Below are 14,470 nucleotides of genomic sequence, written 5' to 3'. Positions count from 1 at the left end.
CAAATGTCATTCTTGGGTAATCGCCAGAAAAATATTTTGATTTATTATTATGATATTCATGCAATTTATTTAAGGATTCTCTTATTATCTCTATTTCATCGAGAGTGATATATTTATTACTAATTCTCATCCTATAGCATCTCCAATAATATATATTTCAGCAAAAAAATAAGACTGTTTTTTGTTCACAAAATATTACTCTATTATTCCATCGCTTCCCTCACAACATCTTGAATCATAACAACTTCCGTTTTCATATCAACAGATGGTGCTTCTTCATCAATACATTCATGCCAAAATTCCAAGTGCTTTTTATCAATTTCATGATGAGAATTTTCGACAAGAGCCCCGCCTTCTCCTTGCACAGAATACCAATATAAGTATTCTTCTCCATCTCTTATTTCCCGGAAAATTGTCTCAACGTACATCTTTTCGTCGTTTAATGTCAAAAGCACTTCTTTCATATTGTCATTAAGAAGCTGCATCCATTCATCTACACGATGACTTTTACCTTGTTTCACTTTGAATCTCGTTAATTCCACATTCATTTTTATTCCCCCGTTTTCTTACGTACAAACAATCTATATTCTATCGGATTATGAAAACTTAATTTACTAGCTAGTTTTTGCGAAGGAATATTGTCTACATAACAATCCCAGCACGGTGTAATATCATTTTGCATGCAATGCTCAACGAACCGTGTCGCAACAGCTTGAGCTAATCCTTTCCCTTGATATGCTTTATGCGTAGCAATATCGATTTCAGCAAAACTATTCCCTCTAAATATTGAGACGCATTCAGCTATAATCATCCCACCTTGTTCTATACAAAATCCGAAACCACCGTTCAAAAATAGTTCTTTTGATCCCCAATATTCTTTATAATACTTCTCTGTAAATTCACTGCTTCGTTCTATATCACTTTTATCAATACGCTTCACTTCATATGTATTTTTATTTGCATCTTGTGTTCGCTCTTCAAAGATTTCTCTTTGGAATTTCATTCGTGGCATATTCCGAAGTACATTACTAAAACGCCCTTCAATTATCATTTCCCACTCTTCACTTGAAGCGAATAGTGTAAATCTCTTCTCTGTTTTTTCAATAGCCATTTTTAAATACATCAATAAATCTTCATTATAATTTTGATCATCCGTATGACCAAATAAATAATAGATACCGTTAACTGTACGAATTAATCCTGCTGTTAACTTCTCGTTGGCAAAAATCTCACCATCTATCATTTGGTCACATACCGCATAAGCAAATGTCGTCGTTCTTGTATTACTTTCCAAAATCGGAATGATTTTTCTATACTCGGCTACAGATAATTTTTTCATAACTGCTCCACTTTAATCGTATCAGCTTCTATATTTTCGAAACAAAGATTTACTGTTCTCTTTAATGCTCTCGTTCTATGAATCGTACACGCTGGAATTAAAATAGAATCATTCGGCTTTAAAACTGCTGTTTCTCCATCTTCAAAATCGATAAGTAATTCTCCCTCTAGCACAATGAATAATTCATCCGAATTAGAATGATAATGCCAATCATATTCGCCAGTAAATACAGCGATTCGTAAGCAATGACTATTTACATTTGAAACGACGAAGTTTTTATGTTGATCTTGAATGTCCTTTGTTAATTCTATTAAGTTCACAGTCTCCATATTCCGTCTCACCCTTTCATTAGTCGTTCTTCTGAAAAACTAACTTAGTCTCCACCACCTCCGCAATCTCCTCCACCATCACTTGAGCTGCTACAATCGTTGCTACTGTAATCACCGAATCCACTTGATGAGCTTGAATTGGATGAAGATTTTTTGCTTCTTTTTCTATCTTTTTTACTTTCATGACTAGGCCATACTTTATCAAATAATATAAAGAATAAGATTCCTTCTACCATAACAAGCATAACGCCAAAAATACTTTCAATAACATTGGGGGTTATCCCCAAACTTTTAAATATCCCACATAAATACAAGCAAAAAATCACATACAAGAACATACAAATATACCGAAATGTTTTCTCTATCGTAATGACTACTTTTTGTGAAAAAGGTATGTTCTGCTCCTGTTTTTTCTTTATGTACTTTTGTCTCTTTGCTTGCTTTTTCTTCCTCTTTTTACTCCCCATTGAATCCCCTCTTTTTATTATATAATTCTAAATTATCATAATAAAAAATGATTTACACCAATAAATAACAATTATTCACATGTTATTTCTCCATAAAAAAAGACCCTCCTCATAAAGGAAGGTCTCGAATGTATTTCTATTATGATAAAGCAGGAGCTTTTTCAAGAAGCTCTTTCGCATCAGCGTATTGTAAGCCGTGAGCTTCTGCAACTGCTTCGAATGTTACATAGCCATCTAATGTGTTAATACCTTTTAGTAATGCAGTGTTGCCTAAGCAAGCATCTTTGTAACCTTTGTTCGCAATTTGTACTGCATATGGTACTGTTACGTTTGTTAATGCAAGAGTTGACGTACGTGGAACTGCACCTGGCATATTAGCAACTGCATAATGAACAACGCCATGTTTTTCGTAAGTTGGATTATCATGAGTTGTAATACGATCAGTTGTTTCGAAAATACCACCTTGGTCAATCGCGATATCTACAACGACAGAACCTGGTTCCATTGATTGAATCATTTCTTCAGTTACAAGTTTTGGCGCTTTTGCACCTGGAATTAATACTGCACCAATAACAAGGTCAGATTCTTTAACAGCTTCTGCAATGTTGTATGGATTAGACATTAATGTTTTTACTTGGTTACCGAAAATATCATCTAATTGACGAAGACGTTCTGCACTTAAGTCAATGATTGTTACATCTGCACCTAAACCTACTGCAATCTTAGCTGCGTTTGTACCAGCTTGACCACCGCCGATGATTGTTACTTTGCCGCGTTTTACCCCTGGAACGCCCGCAAGTAAAATACCTTTACCACCTTTGTTTTTCTCAAGGAATTGTGCACCAATTTGTGCAGACATACGACCAGCTACTTCACTCATAGGTGCAAGTAATGGTAAAGAACGATTGTCTAATTGTACTGTTTCGTATGCGATTGATGCAACTTTGTTATCGATTAATGCTTTCGTTAATTCTGGTTCTGGAGCTAAGTGTAAGTATGTGAATAAAATTAAACCTTCACGGAAATAGCCGTATTCACTTGCTACTGGCTCTTTTACCTTCATAACCATATCTTGATTCCATGCTTCTTCAGCAGTTTCTACAAGTTTCGCACCAGCTTGTACGTATTCTTCATCCGTAAAGCCAGATCCTAAACCTGCTCCTTTTTGAACAAAAACTTCATGACCATTTTGTACTAAATGTACTGCTCCCGCTGGCGTCATTGCCACACGGTTTTCATTGTTTTTAATTTCTGTTGGAATACCGATACGCATGATTAGTTCCCCCTTGAGTTATGAAATGACCCCTGAATCATTTTTTAAAGCGCTTTCTACGCTCTTATATTTTAACATAATATCTCAATATTTGACAAAAAAATAACACGAGTTTTCCGATAGATTTAATTTTATATTAAAGGACAGTATTATCCGCACCTCTCAGCACAATGGATAAACTGTCCAATTATTCGAAACTTCATCTTATTTTATTCTATCGATGTCTATGAATAACATCCACTGCACCAGTCACTTCAATAATTGTACCGGTAATCATATCGGAATCGTCCTCACATAAAAACGAAATGGTTCTTGCAATATCTTCACCTGTTCCAGATCTACCAATCGGTGTGTTATGCTCTTTCAGCTGACGTGCTTCTTGAATAGTTGCCTCTTTCATCTCGCCTATAATATCACCAGGACATACCATGTTCGCAGTAATACCATACTCCGCTTCTTCATAAGCAACTGTTTTCGTTAATGAAACAAGTCCTACTTTCGCTGCGGCAAAAGCTGAACGATAAATCCATCCCGGTGCACTATCCGCCCCTTGAAATCCGTAATTAATAATACGGCCAAAGTTCTGTTTTCTCATGACCGGAACGACAAGTTTTAATAAATGAAATACCGCTGTTAAATTTCCCTGAATCATTTCATTCCATTCATCTTCTTCATAATCAACTAACTTTTTTCGTTCAAATACATATGGACCAGCATTATTAATTAAAAAGTCAATTTTGCCAAAACGGCTCATCGCTTTTTCTACTATTTTATGTAAATCTTCCTTTTTCGTGACATCCGCTTGCACGAATTGTAGACGCTCTTCCACATCTTTATATGTTTCTTTCATCGTTTCCATAGCCGTGATATCGCTATGGTACGTTACTGTTACTGAATAGCCTTTAGCCAATAATTTTTCTGTTACTTGCTTTCCTAAACCTTTCGTACCGGCTGTAATGAGCGCATGTCTCACAAAACTGCCCCCTTTTAAATTGCTATACTTCATATGTAACAAGTTCTCGCTCCAATTACAACTAAAATGAATTGAAACAGAGTTTTCAAAATTCTGTAACGTTTCTGGCAAGCACGTTACCAAAATTTGTTTTATAATTAAGTTGTAAACAGTTATAAAACAGATTGGGAGGAATTTACTATGAATAATACATATACAAATATTTTAATCGCGGTGGATGGTTCTAAAGAAGCAGAAAAAGCCTTTAAAAAAGCAATTCAAGTCGCAAAGCGCAACAATGCAACATTAACAATTGCTCATATCGTTGATGTAAAAGCATACTCAGCAGTAGAAGCTTATAGCCGTGCAATTGCGGAACGTGCAAATCTATTTGCAGAAGACTTATTAGAAGACTACAAAAAAACTGCGCTTGAAGCTGGTCTTGAAAAAATTGAAACTGTATTAGAATTCGGTAATCCTAAATCAAAAATTTCAAAAGAAATCGCTCCAAACCATAAAGTAGATTTAATTATGTGTGGTGCGACTGGTTTAAATGCTGTTGAGCGTTTCCTAATTGGTAGCGTCTCTGAACATATTATTCGCTATGCGAAATGCGATGTCCTTGTTGTTCGTGGTGATGAGGAACAAGGTGAGCTTTAATTTATAGATAAAACACCAAGTCCACATAGGCTTGGTGTTTTTCATTTTATAAACTTCACTATAAACACAAGACATGCTACGACAACAACGGTAATTGCCAACACATAAGGCGGAAGAAACTTCAAAGACCATAATGCCATCATAATTGTCGCGATCGTTAAGTACGTTTGCCTTGCATCTGCTGTCATTTTTTTACGAAGTAAGAAAACGTACAAATAGCCAATTGGCGGCGTAATAAAGCAAAGAACATATATGATTTTTGATTTTAAATACCACTTTTGTTCTCCGAGTTTCTTTATATCTTCTTCTATTCTCTTATGCTCTTGCTCTCTCGCTTCTTCTACAAGCGGATTTTCCTCTTCTCCTCGCTTTTCTTTCATATAAGGAAGAAAGTGCATAAAAAAATAGTATGCGAATACGAACGCACCAAATCCAATATTTAATCTTTCTAATGGAATATGTTCACTAAAAAAAGCAGCAGTAAGCACTAAAGACAAACAGTATGTCATCATCCAAAATGAATGTTTTCTCTTTTTCCGTTCCATTTCTTTTTCACCTTGTATATCTTTTCTTTTCGAAATCCATATAGAAATAAAGCAATCTACTACAAATAGAGCAAAAATAAATATCGCAACGTGTACTGTTTCTAAATCCTCAAATGAAAAGATATTTGGGAATGCAACGTGTAATACAATTAGCGTGTACAAAATTAACCCTATAAAATAAATACGTCTCATTTTTCATCCCTTTCTTATTTCCTAACATTACGTTAACATACATTTTTTAGAAATAGACGGACAAAATATATATGTGTAAAAAAGGAGGATGCAACATGGATGATTCTGAACGTATTATTTTAGATGTGAATGGGAAAGAACTCGAAATGCTAGATACGATTCGTACTCATTTTAAAGAGAAACATGGCGTTGAACTAAGTAACGGTGCATTACTTAGAGATTTGATGGATATTGAGTATATTCGAATTACGGAAGATCGACATAAGTATGATTAATTTGTGGCTATAAAAAAAGAAGGTAAGCTTCTCTCCATCAAGATTAGCGTACCTTCTTCCCTATAAAATCAATCAACTTCCAACAAACTCTCCAACTAACCCCTTCGCCTTCTCCAAAGCGTTTTTGATTTGTTCAAATCCTGTTCCACCCGCACTATTACGACGCTTTACAGCCGCATATGGTGAAAGAACTTCATACAAATCTTCTTCAAATAAAGAGCTCATTTCTTGATATGTTTCAAGCGGGACATCTAATAAATAAATTCCTTTTTGTGTGCAATGTAGCACTAACTTCCCAACAATTTCATGAGCTTGACGGAATGGTAGTCCTTTGTTCGCTAAATAGTCGGCAATTTCTGTTGCGTTGGAGAAATCTTGCGTCACAGCTTGTCCCATTTTTTCTTTGTTTACAGTCATCGTTTCAAGCATGCCCGCCATAATATGAAGGCATCCTTCTACTGTTTTTACTGTATCAAACATTCCTTCTTTATCTTCTTGCAAGTCTTTATTGTAAGCGAGTGGTAATCCTTTCATTACTGTAAGTAAACTGAATAAATTACCGTATACTCTGCCTGTTTTACCACGGATTAGTTCCGCCATATCCGGGTTTTTCTTTTGCGGCATAATGCTGCTTCCAGTTGCGTATTGATCGCTCATTTCAATAAATTGAAACTCTTGGCTACTCCATAAAATAAGTTCTTCACAAAAGCGCGATAAGTGCATCATAAGCATAGATGAGTTACTTAAAAACTCCAGTATGAAATCACGATCACTTACTGCATCTAAACTATTTTCATATATTCCATTAAATCCAAGAAGCTCCGCACTATATTCTCGGTCAATCGGGAATGTCGTCCCAGCTAGCGCTCCTGCTCCTAATGGGGAGATATTAATACGCTTTAACGAATCTTCATAACGATTTACATCACGCTCTAACATCCAAAAGTAAGCGAGAATATGATGAGCAAATGAAATCGGCTGAGCACGTTGCAAATGCGTATAGCCAGGCATAATCGTTTCAATATTATTTTCTGCTTGATGAACAAGAACAGTTTGCAATTGCTTTGTAGCTTTTATAATATGTTCTACCTTTTCTTTTAAATACAAATGCATATCCGTTGCCACTTGATCGTTACGGCTTCGGCCTGTATGAAGTTTCCCTCCTACTTCGCCAATTTGTTCAATTAACATCTTTTCGATATTTAAATGAATATCTTCTGCTTCTACTGAAAATTGTAGCTTATTCTCTTTTGCTTCTTTCAATAAATATTGAAGACCTACCTTTATTTTCTCTGCTTCTTCTTTCGTCACGATGCTCTGCTTTGCTAGCATCGTGACGTGTGCAATACTCCCGTTTATATCTTGATTTACTAATTGTTGATCGAAGGAGATGGATGCTCCAAACTCTTCAACCCATGCTTCCGCTTCTTCTGTAAAACGTCCGCCCCAAAGTTTGCTCACGCTTCCACCTTCTTTTGATTCACTTGGCTGTATACTTTCGTCGGTAAACCAAATAATGAAATGAATCCAACTGCTGCATCATGATTAAATTCGTCCTGGGCAGTATATGTTGCTAATTTTTCATCGTATAAAGAGTACTCAGATTTACGTCCTTCTACAATCGCATGACCTTTAAATAATTTCACACGCACTGTACCTGTTACATTCTTTTGCGTTTCTTGTAAAAATGCATGAAGCGCTTGTTTTAAAGGTGAGAACCATAAACCGTTATAAATAAGTTCTGTTATTTTCTGTTCAATCACTGGTTTAAAATGTGCTACTTCTTTTACGTGTGTTAAATCTTCCAACTCTTTATGCGCAGTGATTAACGTCATTGCTGCTGGGCATTCGTATACTTCACGAGATTTAATACCGACAAGACGATTTTCTACGTGATCAATACGTCCAACGCCGTGTTTTCCAGCGAGCGCATTTAACGTTTTAATTAATTCTGCAAGTGAATATGCAGTGCCATTTAAAGTAGTCGGTACGCCTGCTTCAAATCCGATTTCTACAAACTCTGGTTTATTCGGTGTATCTTCTAACGCCAATGTCATCTCATATGCATCTTCTGGCGGCGCTGCCCATGGATCTTCTAAAATTCCACATTCGTTGCTGCGTCCCCATAAGTTTTGATCGATTGAAAACGGGCTATCTAAATTAATCGGAATTGGTACATCGTTTTCTTTTGCATATGCAATTTCTTCTTCACGTGACCATTTCCATTCACGTACAGGCGCAATCACTTCTAAGTAAGGATTTAATGCTTGGATAGAAACTTCAAAACGAACTTGGTCATTTCCTTTTCCTGTACATCCGTGTGCAACTGCAGTTGCACCTTCTTGTTCTGCAATTTCTACTAATTTCTTCGCAATAAGCGGACGAGATAATGCAGAGACAAGAGGGTATTTCCCTTCGTATAAAGTGTGTGCTTGCATCGCCATCAATGCATATTCATTCGCGAATTCTTCTTGAACGTCAATCATATATGATTTAATTGCACCTACTGAAAGTGCCTTTTCTTTTACAAATGCTAAGTCTTTACCTTCCCCTAAGTCTAAACAAAGCGCGATAATATCATAATTCTTCTCTTGTAACCATTTAATTGCAACGGAAGTATCAAGACCTCCGGAATATGCTAATACAACTTTTTTCTTCTTCATTTTGCATCCCCCTAAAGAATAAATATTCATTTTCTTTTATAATAATTCACACTTTACCACCTTTCACAAAATGTATCAAGAGTCATTTTCAAATTTTTTCAAACAATTTCGTCGAACTTCTTTCTGTTTTTCTGTACAATATAAGCAGGAAAACGGGGGTGAACTTATGGAAAAGTATTTCTTATACGATGAACATCTAGGAATTGAAATTCCGCATTTACAAGAAGACTGGGAAGAAATCCCCGAAAAAATGCAACATGCTATTTTACTAAAATGGGAACAAGTTCGCGGGAAAATTCCTGATCGTATAAAAGAACTTGAGCACTATATTAATACAAAACAACATTATTTAAATAACGAAGAAGACTTCGAAGTTTCTTGTAAACTAAATTCAGAAATTGCCGATCTTGCTTCCATCATTAATGACCTTTGGCTTTGGTATCGACTCACTCAAAATGTATCTGAGGGGAAAGCACACCAATGAAAAAAGCATGCCCCTCAATTACTTTGGGTCATGCTTTTTTTGTCGTAACATGATTTACAATATATCTCTTGTGCTGTTTTTGCCAAACACACATCAAAAGTGCCAACTAATATACTTCTTTCTTTCGGCAACTTTACAAAAGCAACAAGCTCTTCTTCATATTGAATTTTTTTCTGACATGAAATACATATTAATTCTTTTCTTTTGAACATTCCTTTTAGCATACCTTCACTCTCCCCTTCATCTATCTATATTAATATACTCTCATAATAGTTAAGACTTGTAAAAAAATGACACATTCCGAATCGAATGATTCATATACTATGTACAAAAGGAGGTCTACAGCTTATGCGTGCTTTCGTTATTATCGCTTTAACTTTTTTAAGTGTGATTAGTTGGGATGCGTTTTTTAAAGATAAAAGTGATGAAAAGAATACAACGGAATAAAAGCCTTTTTTTCTTACTTATTGGACAAACCGTTACAAACTGTCCAATCCTCCGAAATAACTTAGGCTTTTCTACAAAAATATTTAAACATAACATTTTTTGTAGATTCCCTCCGTTTATTGTCGGTTTCCATCCGCATACATTTTTTAAAAGTATGATATAATAGTATAAATCTTGAAGGAAGGGATTTTGATATCATGATCGCTCGAAGGAGCATGTGGCATCGTATTGACGAATCATACACGTAGCGTATTTTTCAGCTCAGATACTTTAGTCTAGCGAAAAAAATACGAGAGTGGGGAAATTATGATTGCCCGAAGGATAATTTGGCAAAAAAAAGACTCTTCTTACACATAGCGTTTTGTTTAGGACTTAATTGTTACTAACTAAACAAAACAAAGAAGAGCAGGATTGCTAAATGACGAATCCTACTCCACGTTTTGTTTAGTCGTTTTAAGACTTAAACTAAAACGAAGGTAGGGAGAATTGATGGACGAGAGGATTATTCGTTATTTCTTCAGCGACATATAGCGTAGTTAGTTTTTTCGTAAACTAACTGAAAGCTACATGTGAGCTCGTAGTTAGTTTACAACACAAAAAGGACTACTAACTACGGAAAGAAGGAATAACGATGAGGAACATCCAAAGTCGGCAAATTATTAAAGAAATTTTTATGGTTTTAATCGGTTCATTTATTTTAGCAGCAGCGCTATATCACATTCACTTCCAAAACCACTTAACAGAAGGTGGCTTTGTAGGAATTGCACTATTCATTCAAAACTTTTATGATATTTCACCATCTATTTCAACTGTATTAATGGATATCCCAATTATTTTACTGTGCGCTTCATTTTTAGGTAGAAAAATGGTTGGTTATTCATTCCTAGGTTCAATTTCATTCGGAGTATTTTATTCCTTTATGGAAAATTATTCTCCATTTACGGTAGATTTATCAAATAACTTATTTATAGCTGCAGTAGTTGGCGGTGCGTTAGCTGGTATTGGACTCGGTTTTATATTGCGATTTGGCGGTGCAACCGGTGGAGACGATATTTTAACAATTGTATTAAGTAAACGAACTCGTTTTACAATTGGGCAAATTTTCTTCGTCTTTGACGCGATTGTTCTTGCGCTTTCATTATATTATTTAAATTGGACAGAAATTGCTTTTACTATTCTTTCGATTGCCGTACAGGCAAAAACATTGGATTTAATTTATTATCCAAAAACAGAAAAAACAGCAGAAAAACAGCCAGTATCTGTTCCAATGTCCAAAAAACATGCAACAAATTAAAAAAGCGAAAGGCTTCGGCCTCTCGCTTTTTTTATGCTCTTTTTTCTTTCTCGACTATATGGCGCACTTGATAAAATCTATTTGCAAATTCAGTAACGTTTCTTGTTAAACGATAATTCACTGTAGATCCAATTGCCATTCCAATTACCGGTATACCTTGGAATAATTTACGACGAAGAGCATAAATCGAAAATGTCTTCAAAATTTGTTTTAACACAACCTCAGTAGAAGCTGTTTGTAGCACTGCTTCGTCTCCTTCGTAAAAGAACGAATCTTCCTGCTCCAGCTCTTGCAATAAATTGTACCATGCATATTGCTGAAGTCTTCCTGGTAGTAATGACGCATGAAACACCTTTAACGCAAGCATCATTTCATACGGCTTGTTCACATCATGTCCAAATGATGTTGCAATAAGTTGGACTGCCTTCACATTTAACGCGATCATAACCGGAAAATCCGCCGTTAATAATAATAAACCTCCAGCACCTGTTGCCCCGCCTTGTACAAATGAATATAGACGATGACGTGCTGTTTGCTGCTCTGCTATGTATGTTAATTGATCAATAGATAATGCTTTCAAATCTTCAAGCTGTTCAATCGATTCATCAAATAATCTTGATGTTCCTAAAATCCGATTACGTGCATCTAACTGTGCTTGTGAACTTTGAATAAATGCATGCAAATGAAAGAGCCATCCATCTGCTTTCGTGAAGAATTCTTTTCGCTTTTTCTCAGGTAATTTCGCAACTGTAGTATGTAACCATTTATCAAACACTTTTTGAAAATCGGTCGCTTCTTGCTCAACTAATTGCGCTTCCCATTCTTTTATATTGTCTAAAATGGCTTGTTCTCGCTTCGATCGCATCGTAACAACCACCTCGTTCGATTTTTTTCTATTGTAACATATTTCTGCTTATTCTTTGCAAATATGCTTGTCTATCTTTATTCACATACCATTTTTGAATGGCATAAAATATTAACAAAAAGGATGAGATAAATCACATGAATCTATCCGATATAAAAAAAGAATATAATGCGGTATTCAGCTTAGGACAAAACTGCTGGCCTGCTTGGGCATTATATCAATTAGAATTATCACCATTTTTTGGCGTTATTGATTTTATGCTAAGCCCCTCATTAGAAAAAGTGAATGTATTATTACAAAATCGATTTGACCGCTTTTTAAATTTCGAAAATTTATCCTTCATCTCATTTTGGGATGATGATGCAAAATTAAGATTAAGGGACAACCTTTATGAAATTGACTCCTGTCATGACTTTAAAACAGATGTAAACACACCAACTTCTTGGCCTTCTTATACAGAAATTAAGTTAAACTATGAACATCGTATTAATCGTTTTCTAGCTACAATTGAAACGGCAGAATCCATATTATTTACTCGAACTGGAGGAACATATGAAGAAGCATGTTCCCTAGAACAAATTTTATCTCAAATCGTTACACATACATTCTCTGTCCTGTTACTAATTCCTGCCGATATACCAACTATCACCCAAGAAGATTGGGGATTACAACGTGTTTGCGTTATGAAATGTCCTATTATGGATGTATACCAATACAATGAAGCATTTTGGAAAAACTTATTTGATGGAATTACGATTAGACCACATTCTTAAATACATGACACCTTTACTACAAAACACATTATAATCTTCCTTATACAAAAAAATAAGGAGTGATTGTATATGTACTTTTGGCATTGCTATACATCACGGGCGTCTTCTCGTACAAGAATATCATTCAGCCGATGAAACATTTTACCGACCTCTTGGTGGTTCAATTGAACTTGGTGAACAATCAGCACATACCGTTATTCGTGAATTTAGGGAAGAGCTTCATACAGAAGTGGAAATCACCAATTATTTAGGTTGTTTAGAAAATGTCTTTCATCTAGATGGAGACATTGGTCATGAAATCATTCAACTATATTCTTTGCGTTTATTAGACACGTCACTATATGAAATGAAAACATTAAATATACAAGATGAGGAAACAGTAGCGTATGCGAAATGGATTCCTATTACGGCATTCATTCAGAAAGAAAAAATATTATATCCGGATGGAGTTTTAAAATACATCCAAAAGAAAAAAGACGAAATCCTATAGGATCTCGTCTTTCTTTTCATATATTAACCAATATCTCCAAGACGTAGTACATCACGAGCAATCATAACTTCTTCGTCAGTTGGAATTACGATAATTTTTACTGGAGAATGTGGGAAGCTGATGAATGCTTCTTCACCGAATACGTTATTACGTTTTGCATCAAAGTATACGCCCATGTACTCAAGGCCTTCTAATACGCGCTCACGAATAATCGCACTGTTTTCACCTACACCAGCTGTGAAGATGATTGCGTCTACACCTTTCATACGAGCAGTGTAAGAACCGATGTATTTGTGGATACGGCTTACGAATACATCAAGTGCTACTTTCGCACGGTGGTCGCCTTCTTCTTCTTTCGCAATGATGTCACGTAGGTCACTAGAGTAACCAGTAAGACCTAACATACCACTCTTCTTGTTTAATACGTTAACTACTTCTTCTACTGTTTGGCCTGTTTTTTCCATGATGTATGGAATTAACGCAGGGTCAAGGTTACCAGAACGTGTACCCATTGTTACACCAGCAAGTGGAGTGAAGCCCATAGAAGTATCGATAGATTTACCGCCTTCTACTGCTGCGATACTTGCACCGTTACCTAAGTGACAAGAAAGTAAGCTTAAGCTTTCAATTGGACGACCTAATAATTCAGCCGCACGCTCAGTTACATATTTATGAGAAGTTCCGTGGAAACCGTATTTACGGATGCCGAATTTTTCATAGTACTCATATGGTAGGCTGTATAGGAATGCAGATTCCGGCATTGTTTGGTGGAATGCTGTATCGAATACTGCTACTGCTGGTACGTTTGGTAATACTTCTTGGAATGCTTTAATACCAACAACGTTTGCTGGGTTATGAAGTGGTGCTAAATCGCTTAATTCTTCGATATCAGCTAATACTTCATCAGTAATTAAAACAGAGTCAGCAAATTTTTCGCCGCCGTGAACAACACGGTGACCGATACCGCCAATCTCATCTAGAGATTTAACGATTCCGTTTTCAGTTAATTTTTTTAGAAGCATATTAACTGCTACTGCGTGATCTGGAATGTTTGTAATTTCTTTTTGTTTTTCGCCATCTACAGTAATAGTGAAGATACTATCTTCTAAACCGATACGTTCTACTAAACCTTTTGTTAATACTGTTTCACTTGGCATTTCAAATAATTGGAATTTTAAGGAAGAGCTTCCTGCGTTAATCGCGATGATTTTTGACATCTAGTCTTTCGCCCCTTTTTCTCTTGGTAGTTGTGTGGATGTTTCCACAAACCGCTCGATTTTATCTGATCAAATTCACTAAATATGAAAACGTTTCATCATTAGCAAATTTTATACTCACGATTTTAATTTAAACATCGTCCGACATATATTTCAAGTGAAAAAATTGTAACACCAAGAAAAAATATATATTACAGATTTCAAA

Annotated in this window: 18 protein-coding genes and 1 pseudogene; 6 read left to right on the top strand and 13 right to left on the bottom strand. The window is 35.6% G+C overall.

Features of this window, described 5'->3' with window-relative positions; all coding sequences use genetic code 11:
- The 7 genes and pseudogenes from ACQGS6_RS14120 to ACQGS6_RS14090 all read right to left on the bottom strand — a co-directional run.
- A pseudogene (locus ACQGS6_RS14120) lies at window positions 1-130 on the bottom strand (GNAT family N-acetyltransferase); the annotation flags it as partial.
- A 73-nt stretch (window positions 131-203) separates the two neighbouring features.
- Window positions 204-548: a DUF6176 family protein gene (locus ACQGS6_RS14115; RefSeq protein ID WP_001100228.1), complete on the bottom strand. Its 345-nt coding sequence runs from the start codon at window positions 546-548 to the stop codon at window positions 204-206.
- Window positions 549-550: 2 nt separating this feature from the next.
- Entirely contained in the window at window positions 551-1,339 is a 789-nt protein-coding gene (locus tag ACQGS6_RS14110; protein WP_000736724.1) for a GNAT family N-acetyltransferase, read from the bottom strand.
- Complete coding sequence (locus tag ACQGS6_RS14105; protein WP_000450941.1) at window positions 1,336-1,668, bottom strand: cupin domain-containing protein; 333 nt, start codon at window positions 1,666-1,668, stop codon at window positions 1,336-1,338. Before ACQGS6_RS14105 ends, ACQGS6_RS14110 begins: the two co-directional genes overlap by 4 nt.
- A 44-nt stretch (window positions 1,669-1,712) precedes the next feature.
- Window positions 1,713-2,135: a hypothetical protein gene (locus ACQGS6_RS14100; protein WP_000534933.1), complete on the bottom strand. Its 423-nt coding sequence runs from the start codon at window positions 2,133-2,135 to the stop codon at window positions 1,713-1,715.
- A 139-nt stretch (window positions 2,136-2,274) separates the two neighbouring features.
- On the bottom strand, window positions 2,275-3,408 hold the full coding sequence (gene ald / locus ACQGS6_RS14095) for an alanine dehydrogenase (RefSeq protein ID WP_001219402.1): 1,134 nt from the start codon (window positions 3,406-3,408) through the stop codon (window positions 2,275-2,277).
- Window positions 3,409-3,622: 214 nt separating this feature from the next.
- Complete coding sequence (locus ACQGS6_RS14090) at window positions 3,623-4,414, bottom strand: SDR family oxidoreductase (protein WP_002005829.1); 792 nt, start codon at window positions 4,412-4,414, stop codon at window positions 3,623-3,625.
- Between the two features lie 147 nt (window positions 4,415-4,561).
- Between ACQGS6_RS14090 and ACQGS6_RS14085 the strand changes: the two genes are divergently transcribed.
- Window positions 4,562-5,020, top strand: coding sequence for a universal stress protein (locus ACQGS6_RS14085; protein WP_001066673.1), 459 nt, complete (start codon window positions 4,562-4,564; stop codon window positions 5,018-5,020).
- 41 nt (window positions 5,021-5,061) lie between these two features.
- On the opposite strand, the gene ACQGS6_RS14080 is transcribed toward ACQGS6_RS14085, so the two are convergent.
- Window positions 5,062-5,757: a hypothetical protein gene (locus ACQGS6_RS14080; protein WP_001252886.1), complete on the bottom strand. Its 696-nt coding sequence runs from the start codon at window positions 5,755-5,757 to the stop codon at window positions 5,062-5,064.
- A 95-nt stretch (window positions 5,758-5,852) separates the two neighbouring features.
- Here ACQGS6_RS14080 and ACQGS6_RS14075 point away from each other — a divergent pair, with 95 nt between their 5' ends.
- A complete protein-coding gene (locus ACQGS6_RS14075; protein WP_000342765.1) occupies window positions 5,853-6,032 on the top strand; it encodes a hypothetical protein in 180 nt (59 codons plus the stop codon).
- A 72-nt stretch (window positions 6,033-6,104) separates the two neighbouring features.
- Here ACQGS6_RS14075 and argH read toward each other — a convergent pair whose 3' ends face one another.
- Together argH and ACQGS6_RS14065 are read right to left on the bottom strand one after the other, a co-directional pair.
- On the bottom strand, window positions 6,105-7,493 hold the full coding sequence (gene argH / locus ACQGS6_RS14070) for an argininosuccinate lyase (protein WP_000041289.1): 1,389 nt from the start codon (window positions 7,491-7,493) through the stop codon (window positions 6,105-6,107).
- A complete protein-coding gene (locus ACQGS6_RS14065) occupies window positions 7,490-8,695 on the bottom strand; it encodes an argininosuccinate synthase (protein ID WP_000727588.1) in 1,206 nt (401 codons plus the stop codon). Before ACQGS6_RS14065 ends, argH begins: the two co-directional genes overlap by 4 nt.
- A gap of 166 nt (window positions 8,696-8,861) precedes the next feature.
- Between ACQGS6_RS14065 and ACQGS6_RS14060 the strand changes: the two genes are divergently transcribed.
- Window positions 8,862-9,179: a hypothetical protein gene (locus ACQGS6_RS14060; protein ID WP_000417218.1), complete on the top strand. Its 318-nt coding sequence runs from the start codon at window positions 8,862-8,864 to the stop codon at window positions 9,177-9,179.
- A 14-nt stretch (window positions 9,180-9,193) separates the two neighbouring features.
- Here the strand turns inward: ACQGS6_RS14060 and ACQGS6_RS14055 are convergent, their stop codons facing one another.
- Window positions 9,194-9,403 (bottom strand): hypothetical protein, encoded by a 210-nt coding sequence (locus ACQGS6_RS14055; RefSeq protein WP_426965235.1) that lies wholly within the window; start codon window positions 9,401-9,403, stop codon window positions 9,194-9,196.
- 854 nt (window positions 9,404-10,257) lie between these two features.
- Between ACQGS6_RS14055 and ACQGS6_RS14050 the strand changes: the two genes are divergently transcribed.
- Window positions 10,258-10,920 (top strand): YitT family protein, encoded by a 663-nt coding sequence (locus ACQGS6_RS14050; RefSeq protein WP_001244515.1) that lies wholly within the window; start codon window positions 10,258-10,260, stop codon window positions 10,918-10,920.
- Between the two features lie 31 nt (window positions 10,921-10,951).
- On the opposite strand, the gene ACQGS6_RS14045 is transcribed toward ACQGS6_RS14050, so the two are convergent.
- Window positions 10,952-11,785, bottom strand: coding sequence for an EcsC family protein (locus ACQGS6_RS14045; protein ID WP_001256853.1), 834 nt, complete (start codon window positions 11,783-11,785; stop codon window positions 10,952-10,954).
- A gap of 137 nt (window positions 11,786-11,922) precedes the next feature.
- On the opposite strand from ACQGS6_RS14045, the gene ACQGS6_RS14040 reads away from it, so the two are divergent.
- Window positions 11,923-12,558, top strand: a complete 636-nt coding sequence (locus tag ACQGS6_RS14040; protein WP_001053735.1) for a DUF1796 family putative cysteine peptidase — start codon at window positions 11,923-11,925, stop codon at window positions 12,556-12,558.
- 67 nt (window positions 12,559-12,625) lie between these two features.
- Window positions 12,626-13,048: an NUDIX hydrolase gene (locus ACQGS6_RS14035; RefSeq protein ID WP_085959026.1), complete on the top strand. Its 423-nt coding sequence runs from the start codon at window positions 12,626-12,628 to the stop codon at window positions 13,046-13,048.
- Between the two features lie 23 nt (window positions 13,049-13,071).
- Here ACQGS6_RS14035 and ackA read toward each other — a convergent pair whose 3' ends face one another.
- On the bottom strand, window positions 13,072-14,265 hold the full coding sequence (gene ackA, locus ACQGS6_RS14030; protein WP_000034575.1) for an acetate kinase: 1,194 nt from the start codon (window positions 14,263-14,265) through the stop codon (window positions 13,072-13,074).
- Window positions 14,266-14,470 lie beyond the last annotated feature (205 nt).

The sequence above is a fragment of the Bacillus sp. GMs2/2 genome, from assembly GCF_050172095.1.
In the GTDB taxonomy this organism is placed as follows: domain Bacteria; phylum Bacillota; class Bacilli; order Bacillales; family Bacillaceae_G; genus Bacillus_A; species Bacillus_A cereus.
The sequence above is the reverse complement of the archived record's forward strand: the minus strand, read 5'-3'. Positions and strand labels throughout refer to the sequence as shown.